Origin of the sequence: Hymenobacter negativus, assembly GCF_016056375.1 — a bacterium.
GTDB lineage: Bacteria > Bacteroidota > Bacteroidia > Cytophagales > Hymenobacteraceae > Hymenobacter > Hymenobacter negativus_A.
On sequence record NZ_JAEDAE010000001.1, the window covers coordinates 877,347 to 896,730 of the forward strand.

Here is a 19,384-nt window from a genome sequence, read left to right on the forward strand (position 1 = left end):
GCTATGGGTGTTGAATTATGAGTTATGAATTGTTTGGCAGCAGAGAAGTGGTTTCAAAGGCTGCCCCGATACCCCGCCGCACCAGGCCGGCGCGGATTTCATCCAGAATCAGCGGGTCGTCGATGGTGGCGGGCATGGTGAAACCCTCGCCGTCGGCGAGTTGGCGCAGGGTTTTGCGGAGGATTTTGCCGGAGCGGGTTTTGGGCAGGCGCTTCACCACCAGCACGCTCCGGAAGCAGGCCAGCGCCCCAATCTGGCCGCGCACGGCGGCCACCAATTCCTTTTCCAGCTGCTCCTCTCCTATCGTCTGGCCGTCCTTGAGGACAACCAGCCCCACGGGCACTTGGCCGCGCAGCTGGTCGGCAATGCCAAGGACGGCGCACTCGGCCACGGCTGGGTGAGCGGCCAGGATTTCCTCGATTTCGCCGGTGCTGAGGCGGTGGCCAGCCACGTTGATGACGTCGTCGACGCGTCCCATGATGTAGGTGTAGCCTTCCTGGTCGCGGTAGCCGCCATCGCCGCTGAGGTAGTAGCCGGGGAAGGTGCTGAGGTAGGACTCGCGGAAACGGGCATCGTCCTGCCAGAGCGTGGGAAAGCAGCCGGGGGGCAGCGGCATTTTCACGGCCACAAGGCCGGTGGTGCCGGGAGGCACGGACTGACCGGCTTCGTCCAGAATCTGAATATCGTAGCCCGGCACGGGGTGGCCGGCGCTGCCCGGGCGGGGCGCGGGCATTCCCTCTAGGCCCACCAGGGTGGCCAGCATGGGCCAGCCCGATTCGGTTTGCCACCAGTGGTCGATGACGGGCACGCCGAGCAATTTGCCGGCCCAGGCGTAGGTGGCGGGGTCGCAGCGCTCGCCGGCCAGAAACAGGTGGCGCAGGCTGCTCAGGTCGTATTTCCGGGCCAACAGTCCTTCGGGGTCTTCCTTTTTGATGGCTCGGATGGCGGTGGGGGCCGTGAATATGACGCGGACCTTGTACTGCTCGATGATGCGCCAAAAGGTGCCGGCACCGGGCGTGCGGACGGGCTTGCCCTCGAATAAAACCGTGGTGCAGCCCCTCAGTAAAGGTCCGTAGACGATGTAAGAGCTGCCCACGGCCCAGCCGATATCGGAGCCGGTGAAAATGACCTCGCCGGGCTCCAGGTTGTAGATAGTGCGCATGCTGAAGAACAGGGCCACGGCGTGGCCGCCGTGGTCGCGCACCACGCCCTTGGGGCGGCCAGTGGTGCCGCTGGTGTAGAGGACGTAGAGCGGGTGCGTGGCGGGAACCGGCACGGCGGGCACAGGAGCTGCTTTCAATAATTCCTGGTAGTCGACATCGCGGCCGGGCTGCATGTCGGCGGCCACGAAATCGCGCTGGCAGACCACGACGTGGGCCGGCCGGAAGGTGGCTTTGGCCAGGGCCTCCTCCACCAAAGGCTTGTAGGGAATCACGCGGTCGAACTCCATGCCTCCCGAGGCGCAGATGATGGCGCGGGGTCGGGCGTCGTCAATCCGGACCGCCAGCTCGTGCGGTGCGAAGCCCCCAAACACCACTGAATGCACGGCCCCGAGACGGGCGCAGGCCAGCATGGCCACCACGGCCTCGGGCATGTTGGGCATGTAGATGATGACGCGGTCGCCCATCGCAACGCCGATTTGGCGCAGGCCGCCGGCCAGCCGGGCGGTGAGGTCCAGCAGCTCGGCGTAGGTGTATATGCGCTTGGTGCGGGTCACGGGTGAGTCGTAAATGAGGGCGGGCTGGTCGGCGCGGCCCTGCGCCACCTGCCAGTCGAGGCAGAGGTAGGCGGTATTCAATTCCCCGCCCTTGAACCAGCGGTAGAAGCCGTTTTCATCCTGGCTGAGGGGCTCGGTGGGCTGGTGGTCCCAGTGCAGATGGGCGGCCTGAGCAGCCCAGAACCCGGCCGGGTCGGCCAGGCTGGCGGCGTGGGTAGCGGCGTAGGAACAGGCGGGCTTCATAGCGGGTGGGAATTAAGGGTGGATGTAGAAACGCAACACTTCGCGTCTCGGCGTTCGGCTAACGTGCGGCAGTATCACTCAACGACGAGACGCGAAGTGTCGCGTCTCTACACCGTTCAGTTATCACGCGGCCACGCCCAGCAGCTCGCGCACTTTTTCCATGAGCTGGCGGGTGCTGAAGGGCTTGGGAATGTATAAATCAGCCCCGACTTCGTAGCCTTTTTGCACGTCGGCTTCGCGGCTTTTGGCGGAGAGGAAAATGACTTTGGTGGCGGCACGGTCGGGGCGCTGGCGGAGTTGGCGGCACACCTGCAGGCCGTCCACGTCGGGCATCATGATATCGAGGAGGATGAGGTCGTAGGCGATTTGGTCGATGGCGGCGAGGGCCTCGGTGCCGTTGCGGGCGATGCCGACCTGGAAGCCGTTTTTGCGCATCAGGAATTCGAGCGACATGACGATATTGGGCTCGTCGTCAACAATAAGGATATGAGGCGTTTTCATGCAGCGAGGTGGTGAGGGCGGGTGGAGAGTGAGAAGCGGGAAGCGGCCGTCATGCAGAGCGTAACGAAGCATGACGGCCGGGCGGGCCACTCCCCGCTTCCCACTCCCTGCTTCCCATCAGCGGCAGCTCGATAAAGAAGCGGGCGCCCTGCTCCAGGCTGCTTTCGACCCAGATGCGGCCGTGGTGCAGTTCCACAATCTTACGGGTGATGGCCAGGCCGAGGCCGGTGCCTTCGGGCTTGCGGGTGGTTTGGTGCTGGGCCTGGTAAAACTTGTCGAAGATGAGGTGCTGGGCAGCGGGCGAGATGCCCCGGCCGTTGTCTTCCACGCAGAGCAGGAGCACGTCGGCGGTGGGCCAGGCCAGCACCGCAATTCGGCCCGTGCCGTCGGACCGGCAGGCCTTGATGGCGTTGGAAAGCAGGTTGACGAGCACCTGCATCAGGCGGTCGCGGTCGGCGTGGAGGGCGGGCAGGTTGGCGGGCACGTCCGTGTGCAGGGCAATGTGCTTGTCGCGTAGTAGCTGGCCCACTGCGTCGAGGGCTTCGGCCACCAGGTCGACCACCGGCACAGGGGCGCGGTCCAGGGTGGCCTGGCCGGATTCGAACTTCTCCAAATCAAGGACCAGCGAGATGAGCCGGGTGAGGCGCTCGGCCTCGCGGCCGATGGTGAGCTGGAAATGCTGGCGTTCCTCGGTTTCCAAATCGGGGTTGTCGGCCAGTATTTCGGCCAGCGCCCGGATGCTGGTGAGGGGCGTACGCAGCTCGTGCGTCACGGTGTATAGAAATTCGTCCTTGCGGTGGTCAAGGGCTTGGAGCTGGTCGTAGGCGGCGCGCAATTCGTCGGTGAGGCGCTGGAGCTGGCGGCTTTGCTTCTGGAGTTGGCGGTTGGCTTCGAGCAGCTGCTGGCTTTCTTTGAGAATGCCCACCACGCTGTCGTAGCTGATTTGCTCAGCCCCGGCCACCGAGGCCACCAGCATGCGGGCGCTGGCCGGGCCCAGGCTGCCGGCCAGCAGCTTCTCGGCGTAGGTGAGCAGGCGCGGGTCGGCGGGCGCGGTGGCTGCGTGACTGAGTGAGGGAGTGAGTCCACCTTCCGGCGCGGGCAGGGCATCGGGGAAGCGGGTGGCGAAGGTGCGCAGGGCCTGGTTAGTGCGCTTCTTGCCGAGGAAGCCGAGCAGCAGGGCGCGCACGTCGGGGAATGGGGTGCGGCCCTGCCAGCCAGCCACTTCCTCGGCCAGGCTGCGGCGCGTGAATACGTCCACGAACACGTCGGCCTGGCGCAGCTCCAGCGCCATTGGCGGCCAGGCCAGCGAGAGGCCCACATAGAGCCCGATGTTGAAAAACCAGCTCCAGAACAAGCCGTGCGAGAGGTAACCAAGCCCTTCGAGCCCGAACAGCGCAAACGGCCGCAAGCCGCTGAGGCCGCCCACGCCGTCGGTCAGCACGGACTCGGGCAGGCGGCCCGGCCCCACCAGCGTGGGCAGCACCAGCGTGAAAAACCAGATGGCAAACCCCGCCAGCAGCCCCACCGTGGCCCCGCGCCGCGAGCCGCCCTTCCAGTACAGCCCGCCCAGCACGGCGGGCACAAACTGCGCCACCGCCGCAAAGGACACCAGCCCGGTGTTCACCAGCGGCAGGGTTTTGCCCACTTCGGCGTAGTAGCCGTAGGCCAGAAGCAGCACCAGCACCACGGCCAGCCGGCGGCTTTCGAGGGCCACGCGGCCCAGGTAGGCAAACCAGCGCGTCTGGCCGCCCTCGGGCCGGGCCACGGGCACGCGCACCAGCAGCGGCATGAGCAGGTGGTTACTCATCATCACGCTCAGGGCCACGGTTTCGACGATAATCATGCTGCTAGCCGCCGACAGCCCGCCCAGGTAGGTGAGCAGCGCCAGCCACGAATGGCCGGCCGCCAGCGGCAGCGCCAGCACAAAAGTATCGGCATCAATACCGCTGTGGCCCAGCCGCAGCATGCCACTAAAGGCCACCGGCAGCACAAACAAGTTTATGACAATGAGGTAGAGCGGAAACAGCCACATGGCCTTGCGCAGGTGGTTTTCGTCCACATTCTCTACCACGGCCACCTGAAACTGCCGGGGCAGCAGCAGCACCGCCGACATGCTCAGGACCAGCAGCGTGAACCACTCGCCCCCGCTCGTGCCCGAGCCGCGCAGCGTGAACAGCTGCCGCAGGGCCGGCACCGCCGCCGCTTGGTCGAATACGTCGGCAAAGCCGTGAAACAGCCCGAACGTAACGAACAGGCCTAGTATCAGAAAGGCCACCAGCTTCAGCACGCTTTCCAGGGCCACGGCCAGTACAATGCCCTCGTGCCGCTCCGTGGCCTCTACCGACCGCACCCCGAACAGAATGGTGAACACCGCCAGCGCGCCCGTGGTGTAGAGGGCCGTGGTCGCCGCTGCCCCGCCCGCCCCCGCCCCGCTCCCGGTAAGGGTCACAAACGATGCGGCAATGGCTTTGATTTGCAGCGCGATGTAGGGCACAATGCCCAGCACGCACACCACCGTGACGAGCGCGCCCAGCGCCGCGCTCTTGCCGTACCGGGCCGAGATAAAATCAGCAATGGACGTGAGCCGCTGCTGCCGGCTGACGCGGATAATCTTGCGCAGCACCAGCCACCACACCGGGGCTAGAAGCGTGGGCCCGAGGTAGATGCCCACGAACTCCAGCCCGTTGTGCGCCGCCCGGCCCACCGAGCCGTAGTACGTCCATGCCGTGCAGTACACGGCCATGCTCAGGGCGTAGACGTAGGGGTTGCTCACCAGGCTTTTGCGGGCGGCCGAGCGGCGCTCGGCGGCGTAGGCCACGCCGAAAAGCAGGGCCAGGTAGCCGAACGAAAAGCCGATGACGAGCAGCTTGGGCATAGTTATTTTAAGGTCGTGTCATTGCGAGTGGAGCGCAGCGGAACGCGGCAATCCGTCCTCTTGATGTGACTAAGGCTAAGTTCTCAGACTGCTTTTTTATTGTAAAAAAGACTTTTCGGGTTTGGAAAGTATCTGTGTTTAAAGATGTCTGGGTTGATAGAGTGTCAGGCTTTGACAGGACGGATTGCCGCGTTCCGCTGCGCTCCACTCGCAATGACTGGCGAGTTCATTCTGCCCTCCTCTCCCGCACCAAATACGCCGTCAGCCCCACCAGCAGCGCCCAGAGCAGCAGCACATACAGGTAAAGCACCGGCACGCCACCCACGCGCCCGTCGTGGTCGAACACCGCCAGCAGGGGGAAATTGAGCAGCACGCCGAACAGCACGGCCAGGAAAAGTAGCCGGTGGCCGCGGCGCGATTCCGAATGGTCAGGATGGGGATGGGACGACACGGGAAAAGGAGGTTTGGCAGGCATCGGGAGCCGGTGCACCGGGAGTTGCGGCGGCTCGTCAATTTACTGAAAAAGCCGCCGGCCCAGCGGACCAGCGGCTTTTTCGGGCGTGAGTTGGTCGTGGGGCGGGCTGCCTACGCGGCCGGAGCAGGCTGGTCTTCAATGAGCTTCACGTTGCGCACGTCCTTCATGTAGGCCACGCCCACCAGGAAGCAAATCAGGGCGATGACCACCGGGTAAACCAGGCCCACGATGCTGCTGTGCTCCTTGGCAAACGTGCCCGCCGGCTGCGCCGCCGCCCACACGCCAATGGACGTGGCCACCAGCGGCACGAAGCCGCCGAAAATGCCGTTGCCAATGTGGTAGGGCACCGACAGCGACGTGTAGCGCACCTTGGTGGGAAACAGCTCGACGAGGTAGGCGGCAATGGGGCCGTACACCATCGTCACGAACAAAACGAGGCAGAACACCAGCGCAATCATGGCCGGCACGTTGGGCGTGAGGGCTTTCATGACGGCGGGCACGGCTTTGCCAGCGGCATCCACCGTGGCGGGCGTGATTTCGGTGAGCGGCCCGGCAAAGGCCTTGATGCCGTAGAACAGCGGCATGGTGAACAGCGCCCCGCAAATCATGCCCGTCATGATGATTTTCTTGCGGCCAATGCGGTCCGACAGCGAGCCGAAATACACGAACAGCGGCGTAGCCAACAGCATCGAAACCACCATGATGATGCTCGAATCAACGATGTCAAGTTTCAGTGTGGCATTCATGAACGTAAAGGCCTGAAACTGGCTGGTGTAGAAGATAACGCCCTGGCCCATGGTAGCCCCGAACAGCGCGATAAGCACCAGGCGGCGGTTGATGGGGTTCACGAACGAGTCGCGCAGGGGGCTTTTGCTGGTGGTGCCGGTGGCTTTAGCTTTGGCAAACAGTGGCGACTCGTGCAGCCGGCGGCGGATGTAGTATGAGGCAATCACCAGGAAGCCCGACAGCAGGAACGGAATGCGCCAGCCCCACTCTTTAAAGGCGGGTTCGCCCATCAGCTTGCGGGTGATGAGGATGACGGTGATGCTGAGAATAAGGCCGCCGGTGGCCGTAATCTGGATGAAGCTGGTGTAGTAGCCGCGCTTCTGGTCGGGGGCGTACTCGGCCACGTAGGTGGCCGCGCCGCCGTACTCGCCGCCCAGGGCTAGGCCCTGCAACAGGCGCAAAACCACCACAATAACCGGGGCCGTGATGCCAATGGTATCGTAGCTGGGAATGAGGCCGGTGATGAACGTAGCCCCGCCCATAATCAGCAGCGTGACTAGGAAGGTGTATTTCCGCCCAATCATGTCGCCGATGCGCCCGAAGAACACGGCCCCAAACGGCCGTACCACAAAGCCCGCCCCAAACACGGCCAGCGCCCCCAGCAACGACTTGGTAATATCGCCGGACTGCCCAAACAGCACCGGCCCGATGATGGCCGCCAGCGAGCCGAAAATGTAGAAATCGTACCACTCAATCACCGTGCCCACCGACGAGGCCGTGATGACCTGCCAGATTTGACTGGTCGAGGTCGTGTTGTTGTCGTGGGCACTGGCCGCTGCCGCCACGTAAGGCGGATTTAAACTCTGTTCCATTGCGTTAGGAAAGAAAAAAGGGTTGCTGAAGCAGGAGAAAACAGCGAAACCGGTCTACAGAAACACCTGCGTTTGCAGCGTAATTTCGGGGCGGTACTGCACGTCGTTCACATTGGTAAAATCGGGGCGCGGGCGGTAGTTGAACGTCACCTTGGCGTTGTGGCCGTCGAGCAACACGTTCAGGCCAGCATCCACAATGTTCACGCCCTTGGTATCGCCGGTGCTGGTTTTCAGGCCTTCGTAGTTGGCGTGTTGGTAGGCCACGTAGGGCTGCAACCGCGCTTTGGGACCGAGCAGGTTTTTGGGCATCACCAAGCCCACCTGGCCATAAAAGACCCCGCCCGTGCCCGACTGCGGCACGGCATTGCCGCGCAGGGCGGCAGCTCCGTAGCCAGGGTTTTCGGCCCCCACAAAGCGCACGTAGTTCGGACCGAAATTGTAATTGTAGTACACGCCATAGAGTGTGATGGCCGTACGGCTGGTGGTATCGAGCGGAGCATCGTAAAACGCATCGACGCCGAAGAGTTTGATATCGTGCTTATCGGTAGGCACAGCGGCATATAGGTCGGCCCCCGGCGTGAGCGTGCTCAGGGCCACGGTGCTGCTGGTCGGCCGCGAGTACATGCCTTCTTTATTAAACATAAAGCCCGCCCCTACACTGAACACCCGCTTGGTGCCCAGGTAGCTGCCCTGCGTGTAGGGCAGCAGGTTGGCCTCGGGCTCCAGAAAATTATAGCTGAAGTACCCCTGATACACATGACTGGTATTCTGTGGGTTGTACTGGGCCGTATTGGTACCGGTGTTGATGCCGGTGGCACTGGTCACGCCCAGGCCCAGCGGGTTGCCGGTTTGCACACCGCCCGCCACGTAGGCGGCGTTGGTGGGTAGGTTGGTGAGGAAAGGGTCGCTCATCGACACGCGGTAGTCGAACTTCCCAATGCGTCCTTTGGCATATACCCCAATCCAACGCGCAAATTGGTCGAGCGCGTCGATGGTGGGAAAATTGGTGAGCGGCAAGTCGATGGGCAGAATGCTGGTGGTGCTGGCGCTGCTCAGGCGCGAAATGCCGTTGTAGTAATGGAGGCCCGCGCCCAGATTCAGGTACTTATTCACTTTGTACTCCGTCACGGCTTCGTGAATGAAGAACTGGGGTTTTTTGCCATCTGCCGTGGGCGACACCCCGCCACTCACCGCGTTCTGGTTATTGATACCCAAGTGAGTATAAATAAGGAAGCGCGGGTTGAGTTGAGCCAGCAGCACCATGCGCGAGCGTCGAATGCCGAAGTCTATCTGGCTTTCTTTGGGCTGATTGGGCGCGCGCAAGGTGCCGGTATTGTTCTCGTTGTAGCGAGCAAAAACCTGCGTCCAAAGCATCAGGCGCACATACTTGGAGCCGTCAGGCGAGATATTGATTTTCATACCGCCACCGTAAGGGGCCGACTTGGCTGGGGTGGGCACGGCGGGCGGGGGCGCGGGCGCGGCGGGTGCCGGGGCCGTGCCGGTAGCCGGTGGGGTAACCTGGCCAAACGCGGCCCCGGTCATCAACAGGCCGCTCAGGGCCAAAGCGTAACGGGATGTGTGCATCGTGCTGAAGGAAGAAGTAAGTGAGAGTTGCCGCGAAGCTGCCAGTTTTATTCTGAAGCTGAGCCAATGCCGCCAATGGGCACACCCCGGCCCCAAGCCGATTGGTCCGGCTAAGTAGCAAAATGCCCGGCCTGTTAACTATCGGCCGGCATCGTTTTGGTAAGCACTATATTTTTCCTGCTTCAGTGCGTCCGGAACCGCTCCCAACGAATCACCATAAACTTATCCCCGAGCTCTGTTACCACCATCCCCGCCCCTTTCAGGTTGCCCGGCACCTGAAAAAATGCGGCTAATTCCGCTTGATTGAGGATTTTATAGGTGGGGTGATAATCGGTTTGGCGCGGAGCGCGCATGCCGTATTTTTTTACCCAGTTCATCACGCTCACGTGACTCACGCCCAGGAGCCGCTCAATCTCGCGGTAGCTTACACCTTCAATGTAGAGCTGCAGGGCCTTTATGACGTAGTAGCTGTCTACCTCGCGGCCCAGTTTGGCTACGGTGTAGTGATAACCGCAGTTTTTGCACCGAAACCGCTGCCGCTCGTTCACCACGCCACTTTTAGTGGCTTCCTTGGATTCGCATTTGGGGCAGGCGGGAGCTAGCATGACGCAAAAGTTTGGTAAAACCTAAATGAGCTATAGGTATTCAGCAAACCTATACCATTTTAGCGAATAAATCAACTTTGCTTAGTGAGTGCTTACTCCCCTGTCAAAACCGTCGCCAGTAATGCTTCTATGGCTAGCCCCAAGCGGCGCATGTCCAGCCGGGCCATAGTGTCGGTCGATTCGTGGTAGCTACGGTTGCGGTAGAAGGCCGTATCCGTGAGCAGCACCGCCTGGTAACCGAATTTCCAGTAATTCAGGTGGTCGGAAAAATCGATGCCCGGTAGCCAGGCCGGCGCCTTGAAACGCTTCACGGGTAGAGCGGCCACGCCCCGATAGCGCCGCGCAAACTGCCGCCCGAAACGGCCATTGCCGAATTTCTGGGCTACGGTTACGTAGTTTCCCCGGCTGCCGTAGATGAATTTTAGCGGCCAGACCGGGTAGTGCTGGGTGCCTCGCCGGTCGTCGTAATAGCCCAGCATTTCGAGGGCCACCATGCCGCGCACCGGCACACCGGCGCCTTTCAGGCTCGCGGCGTGCACATAGCTACCCATGTTTGGAGTGCGGAAAAACGGCGGCTCCTCCAGTGTATACGCTACCAAATCGATGCGATACGGCAGCTCAGACTGTTGCCCCAGCAGGCGGGCCAGTTCCAGCAGCGCGGCCACGCCGGTACCGTTGTCGTCGGCGCCGGGCTGGTCGCCGCACACGTCGTAGTGTGCCCCAATTATCAGGCGCGGGCCATCCACCGGCCCGAACGAGCCGAGCACATTACAGTACGTCTGCCCGCGCACGGCGTAGGGCTGCGGGCCCACCGCGTAAGCCCCCGCCGCCCGTAGCTGCCGTTGAATGTAGGCCGCCACCGAATCGAGCACGGCCGGGTGCAGGTAGTTGCGCGGCTGCGGCGTGCTGGTGAGAAACTGCAGGTGCCGGCGCAGCCGCACCGTATCGGCCAACGCGGGTTGGTTTTTGGCGCGGACGGTTCCTGCAAGCGCAGCCAGCAACAGTCCCAACATTACCCCTTTCATGTGGCCAAAGCTACCTAGCTTTGACCGTTCAACGGGTTGCCCTGCCCATATTTCCTGCCTGTGCCTAGCTCCGATTTTCACTCCCTCACTCCTTCCGACCTCACGCCCGCCCAGTGGCACCCCTTCTTGGTGGGCGCGGTGGCTCCGCGCCCGGTCGCCTTCGCCAGCACCATCGATGCCGACGGCCGCGTGAACCTGAGCCCTTTCAGCTTCTTCAACGCCTTTAGCTCGAACCCGCCCATCCTTGTGTTTTCGCCGGCCAACCGCGTGCGCGACAACACCCAGAAGCACACACTGGAAAACGTGCGCGAGGTGCCCGAAGTCGTCATCAATATCTGCGATTACGCGCTGGTGGAGCAGATGTCGCTGGCCAGCACCGAATATGATAAGGGCGTAAACGAATTCACCAAAGCCGGCCTCACCGAGCTGGCTTCCGAACTGGTGCGCCCGCCCCGCTTGGCCGAAGCGCCGGCCGCCTTCGAGTGCGTTGTGGAGCAGATTATTGAGCTGGGCCAGAATAACGGGGCCGGCAACCTCATCATCTGCCGGGTGGTGCGGGCCCACTTCCGCCAGGATATCCTGCTGCCCGATGCCACCGGTATCGACCCCTTCAAACTGGACGCGGTGGCCCGCCTCGGCGGCGACTGGTATTGCCGGGCCAGCGGTGCCAGCCTGTTTGAAGTGCCCAAGCCTAACCGCCACATCGGCATCGGCATCGACCAGCTACCCGAGCACCTGCGCACCTCCGACGTGCTCACAGGCAATGAGCTGGGCCGCCTCGCCAACATCGAGCGCGACGCCTTGCCCAGGCCGGAGCAGGTCGAAGAATTCAAATCCGAACCGATGGTGGCCTATCTGCTCAACAAACATCAGGACGATGCCCCAGAACTGAAGAAGCAACTGCTGCAACTGGGCCGCCAGTTTCTGGCCGAGGGGCGGCTGGTGGAGGCGTGGAAGGCATTACTTTTATATAACCTAATATAAGAATTGAGCAAAGGCGTTGGCTGAGCAAGGCAATTAGTTGGGAGCTACAACTAACAATGCGGCAAACAACTCCTGCCAGCCTCATCAAGTTGTTTTACCGCATGGATTCATCATCCTTAATATCCACGAAAAAATGCGTGCATTGCCAGCAATGGTCGAGGTGGCAACAAAGCTCCGATGACCGTTGCGAGCATTGTGGGCATTTGCTCGACCCGCGTGCCCAACAAAATGCCTTAGCGCGCGCCGAGTTGGAAAAGCAGCCGACACCGGCCCTTTTCAGGGTAGAAATCCACCCTGGGGATAGTCCATTAGTACGGTTCTTCAAGCGGATTGCCCTTGGCGGTCAGATGCTCTTCGCGGCCATCATCGCCTTTATAGTGTGGCTGGTGACACTTGCGGCGGGTTGAGATGCTGCAATGGCCAGAATTTCGTCGGCCGCTCTTTTTAGTGGCAGCATCGGGATATGGTTTGCACCTGTTCAATCGGTACGTATTGCACGTGCCGCTGCCGGCCCTTGTTACCTCATACTTCGCCGATGTCCTAGCCATGCCTGTGATGCTCACGCTAGCCTTAGCGGCCCAACGCCGCCTCGGCAATCATTCCCGAAAATTTATTTTTCCCGATACCTGGCTTCTGGCATCCTGGTTTTTTGTATCAGTCTGGTTTGAAGGCATTCTTCCAGGCTATTCACGCCAAGCCGTGGCAGACCCGCTCGATGTGGTGGCTTATGCCCTGGGCACGCAGGCCTTCCGGCAATGGCTCAACCGACCCACATAATTTATTACTGACCTGATTCGCTGTCAATTTTCCTAATTATTCCGGAATTGGAATACCAAGCACCGGTTAATTCCGCACCGCAATCAACAGCCCCAATTCCTTATACCGTAAATTAAATTTCTTCGCAATCATCGCATTAGTCAGCGAGCCGCGGTAGATGTACACGCCGCTGCGGAAATGCTCATTAGTGAACAGCACTTCGTTGATGCCGCCGTGCTGGCTGATTTCCTGGAGGATGGGCGTAAAGATGTTGCTCAGCGCGTTGGTGGCGGTGCGGGGCACGCGCGAGGCGATGTTGGGCACGCAGTAATGCACCACGTCGTATTTGCGGAAGATAGGGTTGCTGTGGCTGGTCATCTCGCTGGTTTCGAAGCAGCCGCCCTGGTCGATGCTCACGTCGATGATGACCGAGCCGGAGGCCATGCTCGACACCATTTCCTCGGGCACCATGAAGGGAATGCGGCCGTCTTCCACCGCCAGCGCACCAATTACCACGTCGGCCCGGCGGATTTGCTGGCTTAGCGCGAACGTGTCCAACGTACTTGTGTAGAGTTGCATGCCCAGGTTATGCTTGAGCCGGCGCAGCTTGTAGAGGTGGTTGTCGAACACTTTCACCTCGGCCCCGAGGCCGGTGGCGGCGCGTGCAGCATACTCGGCCACTGTGCCGGCCCCGAGAATGACCACCTGCGACGGCGGCACGCCCGTGATGCCGCCCAGAATAATACCTTTGCCCTCGTTGGAGCGGGCCAGGTATTCGGCCGCAATCAGCATCACCGTCGAACCCGCTATTTCGCTCATGGCGCGTACCACGGGGCGGGCGCCGCTGGGGTCTTTCATCAGCTCGAAGCCGATGGCGTTAATTTTTTTACGGGATAGCGCTGCAATGTATTCCGAAGTCATTGAACCCATTTGCAGGGCCGAAATCAGGGTTTGGCCGGGGTGCAGCAGCTCAATTTCTTCGAGCGTAGGCGGAGCCACTTTCAGTAGAATATCGGCCTTGAACACCTCCTCGGTGGAGTAGGCAATCTGGGCGCCGGCTTCGGAATAGGCGTGGTCGGCGTATTTGCTGGGCTCGCCGGCCCCGGCTTCCATCACTACTTCGTGCCCGGCCGAGACGAGGTGCTGCACGGCTTCGGGCGTGAGGCCGAGGCGGTTTTCCTGGAGCGAGGTTTCGCGCGGCATCCCGATGAAGAGCTTGCGTTTGCGCGTTTCCACGGCCAGCATCGACTCCTGCGTGAAATAGGCGCGGCTGGTGGCCAAAGACTCAAAACCGGAGGGTAGCTGCTCGGGCATTTTGGGGGAATTATAAATTATTAATTGGGAATTAAAAATTATGAGCAATCAATAATTACTCCGCACAGAGCACGATGCAGAGACAATTTCTAATTCTTAATTAATAATTTTCAATTCTATTTCGCGGGTTTCATTGGGCAATACCTGGATGCGCACTTCGAGGTGGGGCACGGGCAAGAGGGCCGCCACCCGGGCCGGCCATTCTACCAAACAAAGATACCCGGAATCGAGGTACTCCGCCGCGCCCATTCGCTCAGCTTCGGCAATGGAGTCAATGCGATAAAAATCAAAATGATAGATGGGGGTATCGCGGGCATCGCGGTACTCGTTCACCAGGGCAAAGGTGGGGCTGCTCACGTCGTCGGCCACGCCTAGGGCGGCGGCCAGCGCCCGAATAAGGGTGGTTTTGCCCGCGCCCATCTCTCCCTCGAAGGCCACTACCGAGCAACGGGCTTCGGCAATGGCGGCTTGCAGGCGGGCGGCGGCGGCGGGCAGGGCCGCCAAGGAAGGAACGGTGAGCGTGAGGGGAAGCATTCGGCGAAAATACGGCCGTGGCAACACTAATAATCGTTTTTATGTTGCTCGAAGGTCAAGGTCAGTTCCATGATGCTCCGGATTTTTAAGCCAAGCAACTGGTTTTAACGCATCTACCGCAGCCGCGCCGCGCCTGAAAAGTGCCACCCTGGCTAAAGCAACGGGCGTTTCGACGGCGCTGAAATACCTTCGTGGGCCGCAGCGGCACTCATTTCTCCGTATTCCCATGCAAATATCCAAGATGGCCGCCGGCCTCATCGGCTCCGAAATCATTCGAATTGGCAACCAGGTGAGCGAGCAGGTACGCCAGGGTGCCAACATCTGCAACCTGACCATTGGCGATTTCGACTCGAAAATCTTCCCGATTCCGGCCGGGCTCACCGCAGGCATCATCGCCGCCTACCAGGCCGGCCAGACCAACTACCCGCCCGCCGCTGGCATGGGCGAGCTGCGCGACAGCGTCTCGGCCTTCTTGAAAACCCGCCAGGGCCTGGAGTACGGCTCCAATGACATTCTCATTGCCGGCGGCTCGCGCCCGCTCATTTACGCCACCTACCGCGCCCTGCTCGACGAAGGCGACCGCGCCATTTTCCCGCTGCCCAGTTGGAATAACAACCACTACTGCCACTTGGTAGGGGCCACGCCCGTAGCCGTACCCACCCGGCCCGAAAATAATTTTATGCCCACGGCCGCCGACCTGGCCCCGCACATAGCGGGTGCTAACCTGCTGGCCCTCTGCTCGCCGCTGAACCCTACCGGCACCGTATTCACCAAGGAAGGCCTGGAGGAAATCTGCGACCTGGTGGTTGCCGAGAACAAGCGCCGTGGTCCAGATGAAAAGCCGCTCTACATCCTCTACGACCAGATTTACTGGCTGCTTACCTTCGGCCAGGCCAAGCACTACGACCCCGTTAGCCTGCGCCCCGAGCTGCGCCCTTACGTCATTTACATCGACGGCACCTCGAAATGCTTCGCCGCCACCGGCGTGCGCGTGGGCTACGGCTTCGGCCCTACCGCCATCATCGACAAAATGAAAGCCATTCTGGGCCACGTCGGGGCCTGGGCTCCCAAAGCCGAGCAGGTGGCCATGGGCAACTTCCTACCCGAAACCGCCGCCGTCGATGAATTTCTGACCAGTATCAAAGGCCGCCTGCAAGGCTCACTGGATGGCCTTTTCGAAGGTTTGAAAGCGCTGAAAGCTCAGGGCTACCCCGTCGATGCCGTAGCTCCGGCCGGCGCCATCTACCTCACCATCAAAATTGACGTGCTGGGCCGCACCGCCCCCGACGGCACTGTCCTCACCACCACCGCCGAACTCACGTCCTACCTTATTTCCGAAGCCAAGCTGGCGCTGGTGCCGTTTTCGGCTTTTGGGTCGCCGGCATCGGAGCCGTGGTTCCGCGCCTCAGTGGGCGCCGAAACGGTGGATTCGATTCAAGCCGCCCTGCCTCGTTTGAAGGCGGCGCTGGATAAGTTGAAATAATATTCAGTTTCTCAGCTGTGCAAATTAATGAGAAATGGCATCCATAAATTAAGTCGTTTAAATTGGATAATATTTCTCATTTTATTTCCCCTCAGCATGTTCCTAAAAAATCATTTTTTACTTGCGCTATTTGGGATTGGCGCAGTACTGATTTCCGGCAATGCACGTGCGCAGTCGGCAGATTCAGCTATGTTAGGCCGGCCGCAACTTGGAACATCACAATCCAAGGACTCAACAAAGGCTCAAACCAAAACCATTCGAATAGCTTGTGCCAGCACGATTCCCGCCGGCTATAGTCCCCTTTATATTGTGGATGGCAAATCGATTCAGGAAGAAGACATCAAATCATTAAATCCGAATGATATCGAAAAAATCGAAATATTAAAGGGCAATGCCGCAACCGCTATTTATGGCAGCCGTGGTGTCAATGGGGTAATTTTAATGACCCTAAAACATCCCTATACGAAACCAATGCACCAGCAAACAGCAAAAAAAGGCCGCCTCGATTGAGGCGGCTTTTTTTACTTGTAACTCAATTTAATTACCCTTTCGGCGTGAGCGTGATGTAAGGAATAATGCATTCCTCCAGCGAAATACCGCCGTGCTGGAACGTGTCCTTATAATAATTTACGTAGTAGTTGTAATTATTCGGATAGGCGAAGAAATAGTCGCCAATCGTGAATACATACGCGGTACTCACGTTCTCGCGCGGCAGGAAAATGGATTCGGGCTTGCGCACCACGTACACATCGCGCGAATCGTCGAAACCCAGGTTTTTGCCGTGCTTGTAGCGCAGATTGGTATTGGTATTGCGGTCACCTACAATCTTATACGGACGCTTGCAGCGGATGGTGCCGTGGTCGGTGGTGATGATGAGCTTGCCTTTTTTCTCGGCAATCTGCTGCATCATTTCATACAACGGCGAATGCAGGAACCACGAGCGGGTAATGCTGCGGTAAGCCGATTCATCAGCGGCCAATTCCCTAATCATGGCCATGTCGGTGCGAGCGTGCGAGAGCATGTCCACAAAGTTGTACACGATGACGTTGCACTTATAGTTGTTGTGCAGGTTGCTCATTTTGCCTAGCAAGTCTTTGCCGGCCTGCAGGTTAGTCACCTTGTTGTAGCTGTGCTTCACCTTCTGGTTGTTTTTCTGGAAATTGATTTCCATGAACTCAGCCTCGTGCAGGTTTTTGCCTTCGTCGTCGTCGTCGTTCACCCAAAGGTTGGGGTACTTTTTCTGAATCTCGCTCGGCATCATGCCCGAGAAAATGGCGTTCCGCGCATAGGCCGTGGTGGTGGGCAAAATGGCGTAGTACATTTCCTCGCTATCCACCGTAAACATCTCGGTAATAATAGGCTCCAGCACTTTCCACTGGTCGTAGCGCAGGTTGTCAATCAGCACGAAGTACACGGGCGTGTCGCCGGTTGCCTTCAGCGTCGGGAACACCCGTTCTTTGAACAGTTGATGCGACATAAGCGGCGCGTCCTTGTCGTCGCCATTCACCCAATCTTCGTAATTCTCAGTGATGAAGCGGCCGAAATACGTGTTGGCCTCGTCCTTCTGCATGTTGAAAACCTCGGCCATGCTCTTGCCTTCGGTTTCGTTAATTTCGAGCTCCCAGTACACCAGCTTCTTGTACACATCAGCCCATTCGGAAGGCGAGAGGCGGTCGGAAAGCTGCATGCCGAGCTGGCGGAAATCGCGCTGGTAACCCGAGTTGGTGGCTTCGCTCACGAGGCGCTTGTTGTCGAGCACCTTTTTCACCGACAGCAGAATCTGGCTGGGGTTCACAGGCTTAATCAGGTAATCGGCAATTTTGGCCCCGATGGCCGACTCCATAATGTGCTCTTCCTCGCTCTTGGTAATCATCACCACGGGCACGGTGGGCCGAATGGCTTTGATTTCGGTGAGGGTTTGCAGGCCGGTGAGCCCGGGCATGTTCTCATCGAGAAACACGAGGTCGTAGCTCTTTTCCTGAATCTCCTCAATGGCATCAGCGCCGCTGTTGACGGGCGTCACGTCGTAGCCTTTCTCCTTGAGAAACAGCAGGTGCGGCTTGAGCAGGTCGATTTCGTCGTCGGCCCAGAGGATGGTGGTTTGTTGCATAGTGAGGACTTGGGTCTTGGGGACTTTAGCGTCTTGGTTAATGAAGTTAACGTAAGACGTCCCGAATGGATATATAGCCGGCTTGCCGATTAGGCGCGGCCAGCTTCCCGTGAAGGATTGAGCTTGCCCAAACGGCCTGCCGTAGCTTCGCGTTCAGTTATTGACGGGCGGGCGCTGCAAATGTTGCCTGATTTCACCCATTCGCTCCGTATTTCTACTGTTCTGTTTTCTGCCCGTCATCCCCCCTCCGCCCGTTCCGTGAACAAAAAGAAAATCTTCAACGACCCCGTGTACGGCTTCGTCACCATCCCGACGGAGTTTCTGTTTGACCTGATTGAGCACCCGTATTTCCAGCGGCTGCGGCGCATCCAGCAGCTCGGCCTCACCGGCTTTGTGTACCCCGGGGCGTTGCACACGCGCTTCCACCATGCGCTGGGCGCCATGCATTTGATGTCGCTGGCCCTGCGCACGCTCAAGGACAAGGGCGTGAAGATTTCAGCGGCCGAGGGCGAGGCGGCCATGGCCGCCATCCTACTGCACGACGTGGGCCACGGCCCACTATCGCACGCCCTGGAAACGGCCATTTTCCAGGATGTGCCACACGAGCAGCTGTCGCTCTTTTTGATGGAGCGCCTAAACAAAGAATTTCACGGCAAGCTCGATTTGGCCATTGAAATGTTCAAGGGCACCTACCCGCGGCCATTTTTTCATCAGTTGGTGAGCAGCCAACTCGACATGGACCGCCTCGACTACCTCAACCGCGACTCCTTTTACACCGGCGTAGAGGAAGGCCGCCCCGGCGCCGACCGCCTCATCAAGATGCTGCGCGTGCACGACGAAAGGCTGGTGCTGGAAGAAAAAGCCGTGTACTCCGTTGAGAATTTCCTGGTGAGCCGCCGGCTGATGTACTGGCAGGTGTACCTGCACAAAACTGTCACCTCAGCCGAGCAGATGGTTATTCGGGTGGTGCAACGGGCCCGCGACCTGGCCCGCCAGGGCGTGGAAGTACCTGCCAACAGCTGCCTGGGCTACTTCCTGGGCCGCGCCGTGAGCCTGGACGAGTTCGAGAAAAATGAGAAAATTCTCAGCCATTTCGTGGAGCTGGATGATTACGATATCTGGTCGGCCATCAAGGCCTGGGCCGGCCATGCTGATATCGTGCTCAGCTACCTCGCCAAAAGCATTTTGCACCGCAACCTGCTCAAAATTGTGCTGGCCCCCGAGCCGTTTGACGATGAATTCCGCCTCGGCATTCAGGAGCTCATCGCCGAGAAATTTGGCCTTCCCATGGACGAAGCCGCGCTACTCATGATTCCCGGCCGCCTCAGCAACAGCGCTTACAACGCCGAAAGCCAGGAGCCCATCGAAATTCTGACCAAGAAAGGCGACGTGGTGAACGTAATGGAAGCGTCTGATTTGCCCAACATCCGCGCCCTAAGCCAGCGCGTGGAGAAATTCTACATCTGCTACCCGAAGGAAATTGTGTAGGACTTGCTTGTCATCCTGAGCGCAGCGCAGGGCCTTACCATGCCTACGCGTTTTGGAATATTGCAAATCGGTTAGGCATGAAAAGGTCCTTC

At 59.7% G+C, this 19,384-nt stretch carries 17 protein-coding genes; 6 read left to right on the forward strand and 11 right to left on the reverse strand.

The window, feature by feature from the left end; translation table 11 throughout:
* Window positions 1-22: 22 nt before the first annotated feature.
* The 8 genes from I7X13_RS03790 to I7X13_RS03825 form a co-directional block, all read right to left on the reverse strand.
* Window positions 23-1,960 carry an AMP-binding protein gene (locus tag I7X13_RS03790; RefSeq protein ID WP_198074401.1) on the reverse strand — a complete coding sequence of 646 codons (1,938 nt, stop codon included), beginning with the start codon at window positions 1,958-1,960 and terminating at the stop codon, window positions 23-25.
* Between the two features lie 123 nt (window positions 1,961-2,083).
* On the reverse strand, window positions 2,084-2,461 hold the full coding sequence (locus tag I7X13_RS03795; RefSeq protein ID WP_198068488.1) for a response regulator transcription factor: 378 nt from the start codon (window positions 2,459-2,461) through the stop codon (window positions 2,084-2,086).
* Window positions 2,462-2,510: 49 nt separating this feature from the next.
* Window positions 2,511-5,336, reverse strand: coding sequence for a sensor histidine kinase (locus I7X13_RS03800; protein ID WP_198074402.1), 2,826 nt, complete (start codon window positions 5,334-5,336; stop codon window positions 2,511-2,513).
* A 226-nt stretch (window positions 5,337-5,562) separates the two neighbouring features.
* Window positions 5,563-5,787 (reverse strand): hypothetical protein, encoded by a 225-nt coding sequence (locus I7X13_RS03805; protein ID WP_198074403.1) that lies wholly within the window; start codon window positions 5,785-5,787, stop codon window positions 5,563-5,565.
* Between the two features lie 134 nt (window positions 5,788-5,921).
* Window positions 5,922-7,409 carry an MFS transporter gene (locus tag I7X13_RS03810; protein WP_198074404.1) on the reverse strand — a complete coding sequence of 496 codons (1,488 nt, stop codon included), beginning with the start codon at window positions 7,407-7,409 and terminating at the stop codon, window positions 5,922-5,924.
* A 54-nt stretch (window positions 7,410-7,463) separates the two neighbouring features.
* Window positions 7,464-8,993 carry a hypothetical protein gene (locus I7X13_RS03815; RefSeq protein ID WP_233454649.1) on the reverse strand — a complete coding sequence of 510 codons (1,530 nt, stop codon included), beginning with the start codon at window positions 8,991-8,993 and terminating at the stop codon, window positions 7,464-7,466.
* Window positions 8,994-9,175: 182 nt separating this feature from the next.
* Window positions 9,176-9,598: an IS1/IS1595 family N-terminal zinc-binding domain-containing protein gene (locus I7X13_RS03820; RefSeq protein ID WP_198068496.1), complete on the reverse strand. Its 423-nt coding sequence runs from the start codon at window positions 9,596-9,598 to the stop codon at window positions 9,176-9,178.
* A 92-nt stretch (window positions 9,599-9,690) separates the two neighbouring features.
* Window positions 9,691-10,623 (reverse strand): M28 family peptidase, encoded by a 933-nt coding sequence (locus I7X13_RS03825; RefSeq protein ID WP_198074405.1) that lies wholly within the window; start codon window positions 10,621-10,623, stop codon window positions 9,691-9,693.
* 60 nt (window positions 10,624-10,683) lie between these two features.
* On the opposite strand from I7X13_RS03825, the gene I7X13_RS03830 reads away from it, so the two are divergent.
* The 3 genes from I7X13_RS03830 (at window position 10,684) to I7X13_RS03840 (ending at window position 12,384) form a co-directional block, all read left to right on the forward strand.
* On the forward strand, window positions 10,684-11,607 hold the full coding sequence (locus tag I7X13_RS03830; protein ID WP_198074406.1) for a flavin reductase family protein: 924 nt from the start codon (window positions 10,684-10,686) through the stop codon (window positions 11,605-11,607).
* Between the two features lie 101 nt (window positions 11,608-11,708).
* Complete coding sequence (locus I7X13_RS03835) at window positions 11,709-12,014, forward strand: hypothetical protein (protein ID WP_198074407.1); 306 nt, start codon at window positions 11,709-11,711, stop codon at window positions 12,012-12,014.
* 1 nt (window position 12,015) lies between these two features.
* Window positions 12,016-12,384 carry a hypothetical protein gene (locus tag I7X13_RS03840; RefSeq protein ID WP_198074408.1) on the forward strand — a complete coding sequence of 123 codons (369 nt, stop codon included), beginning with the start codon at window positions 12,016-12,018 and terminating at the stop codon, window positions 12,382-12,384.
* A 66-nt stretch (window positions 12,385-12,450) separates the two neighbouring features.
* Here I7X13_RS03840 and I7X13_RS03845 read toward each other — a convergent pair whose 3' ends face one another.
* Complete coding sequence (locus I7X13_RS03845) at window positions 12,451-13,677, reverse strand: alanine dehydrogenase (RefSeq protein ID WP_198068502.1); 1,227 nt, start codon at window positions 13,675-13,677, stop codon at window positions 12,451-12,453.
* 96 nt (window positions 13,678-13,773) lie between these two features.
* Entirely contained in the window at window positions 13,774-14,211 is a 438-nt protein-coding gene (tsaE, locus tag I7X13_RS03850; protein WP_198074409.1) for a tRNA (adenosine(37)-N6)-threonylcarbamoyltransferase complex ATPase subunit type 1 TsaE, read from the reverse strand.
* A 226-nt stretch (window positions 14,212-14,437) separates the two neighbouring features.
* On the opposite strand from tsaE, the gene I7X13_RS03855 reads away from it, so the two are divergent.
* On the forward strand, window positions 14,438-15,694 hold the full coding sequence (locus tag I7X13_RS03855; protein WP_233454650.1) for a pyridoxal phosphate-dependent aminotransferase: 1,257 nt from the start codon (window positions 14,438-14,440) through the stop codon (window positions 15,692-15,694).
* A 96-nt stretch (window positions 15,695-15,790) separates the two neighbouring features.
* The gene (locus tag I7X13_RS03860) at window positions 15,791-16,204 is read left to right on the forward strand and encodes a TonB-dependent receptor plug domain-containing protein (protein WP_233454651.1); all 414 of its coding nucleotides are present in this window, start codon (window positions 15,791-15,793) and stop codon (window positions 16,202-16,204) included.
* Window positions 16,205-16,235: 31 nt separating this feature from the next.
* On the opposite strand, the gene porX is transcribed toward I7X13_RS03860, so the two are convergent.
* Window positions 16,236-17,804: a T9SS response regulator signal transducer PorX gene (gene porX / locus I7X13_RS03865; protein ID WP_198074411.1), complete on the reverse strand. Its 1,569-nt coding sequence runs from the start codon at window positions 17,802-17,804 to the stop codon at window positions 16,236-16,238.
* Window positions 17,805-18,062: 258 nt separating this feature from the next.
* On the opposite strand from porX, the gene I7X13_RS03870 reads away from it, so the two are divergent.
* Window positions 18,063-19,292, forward strand: coding sequence for an HD domain-containing protein (locus tag I7X13_RS03870; RefSeq protein ID WP_198068506.1), 1,230 nt, complete (start codon window positions 18,063-18,065; stop codon window positions 19,290-19,292).
* The last annotated feature ends 92 nt before the right edge of the window (window positions 19,293-19,384 follow it).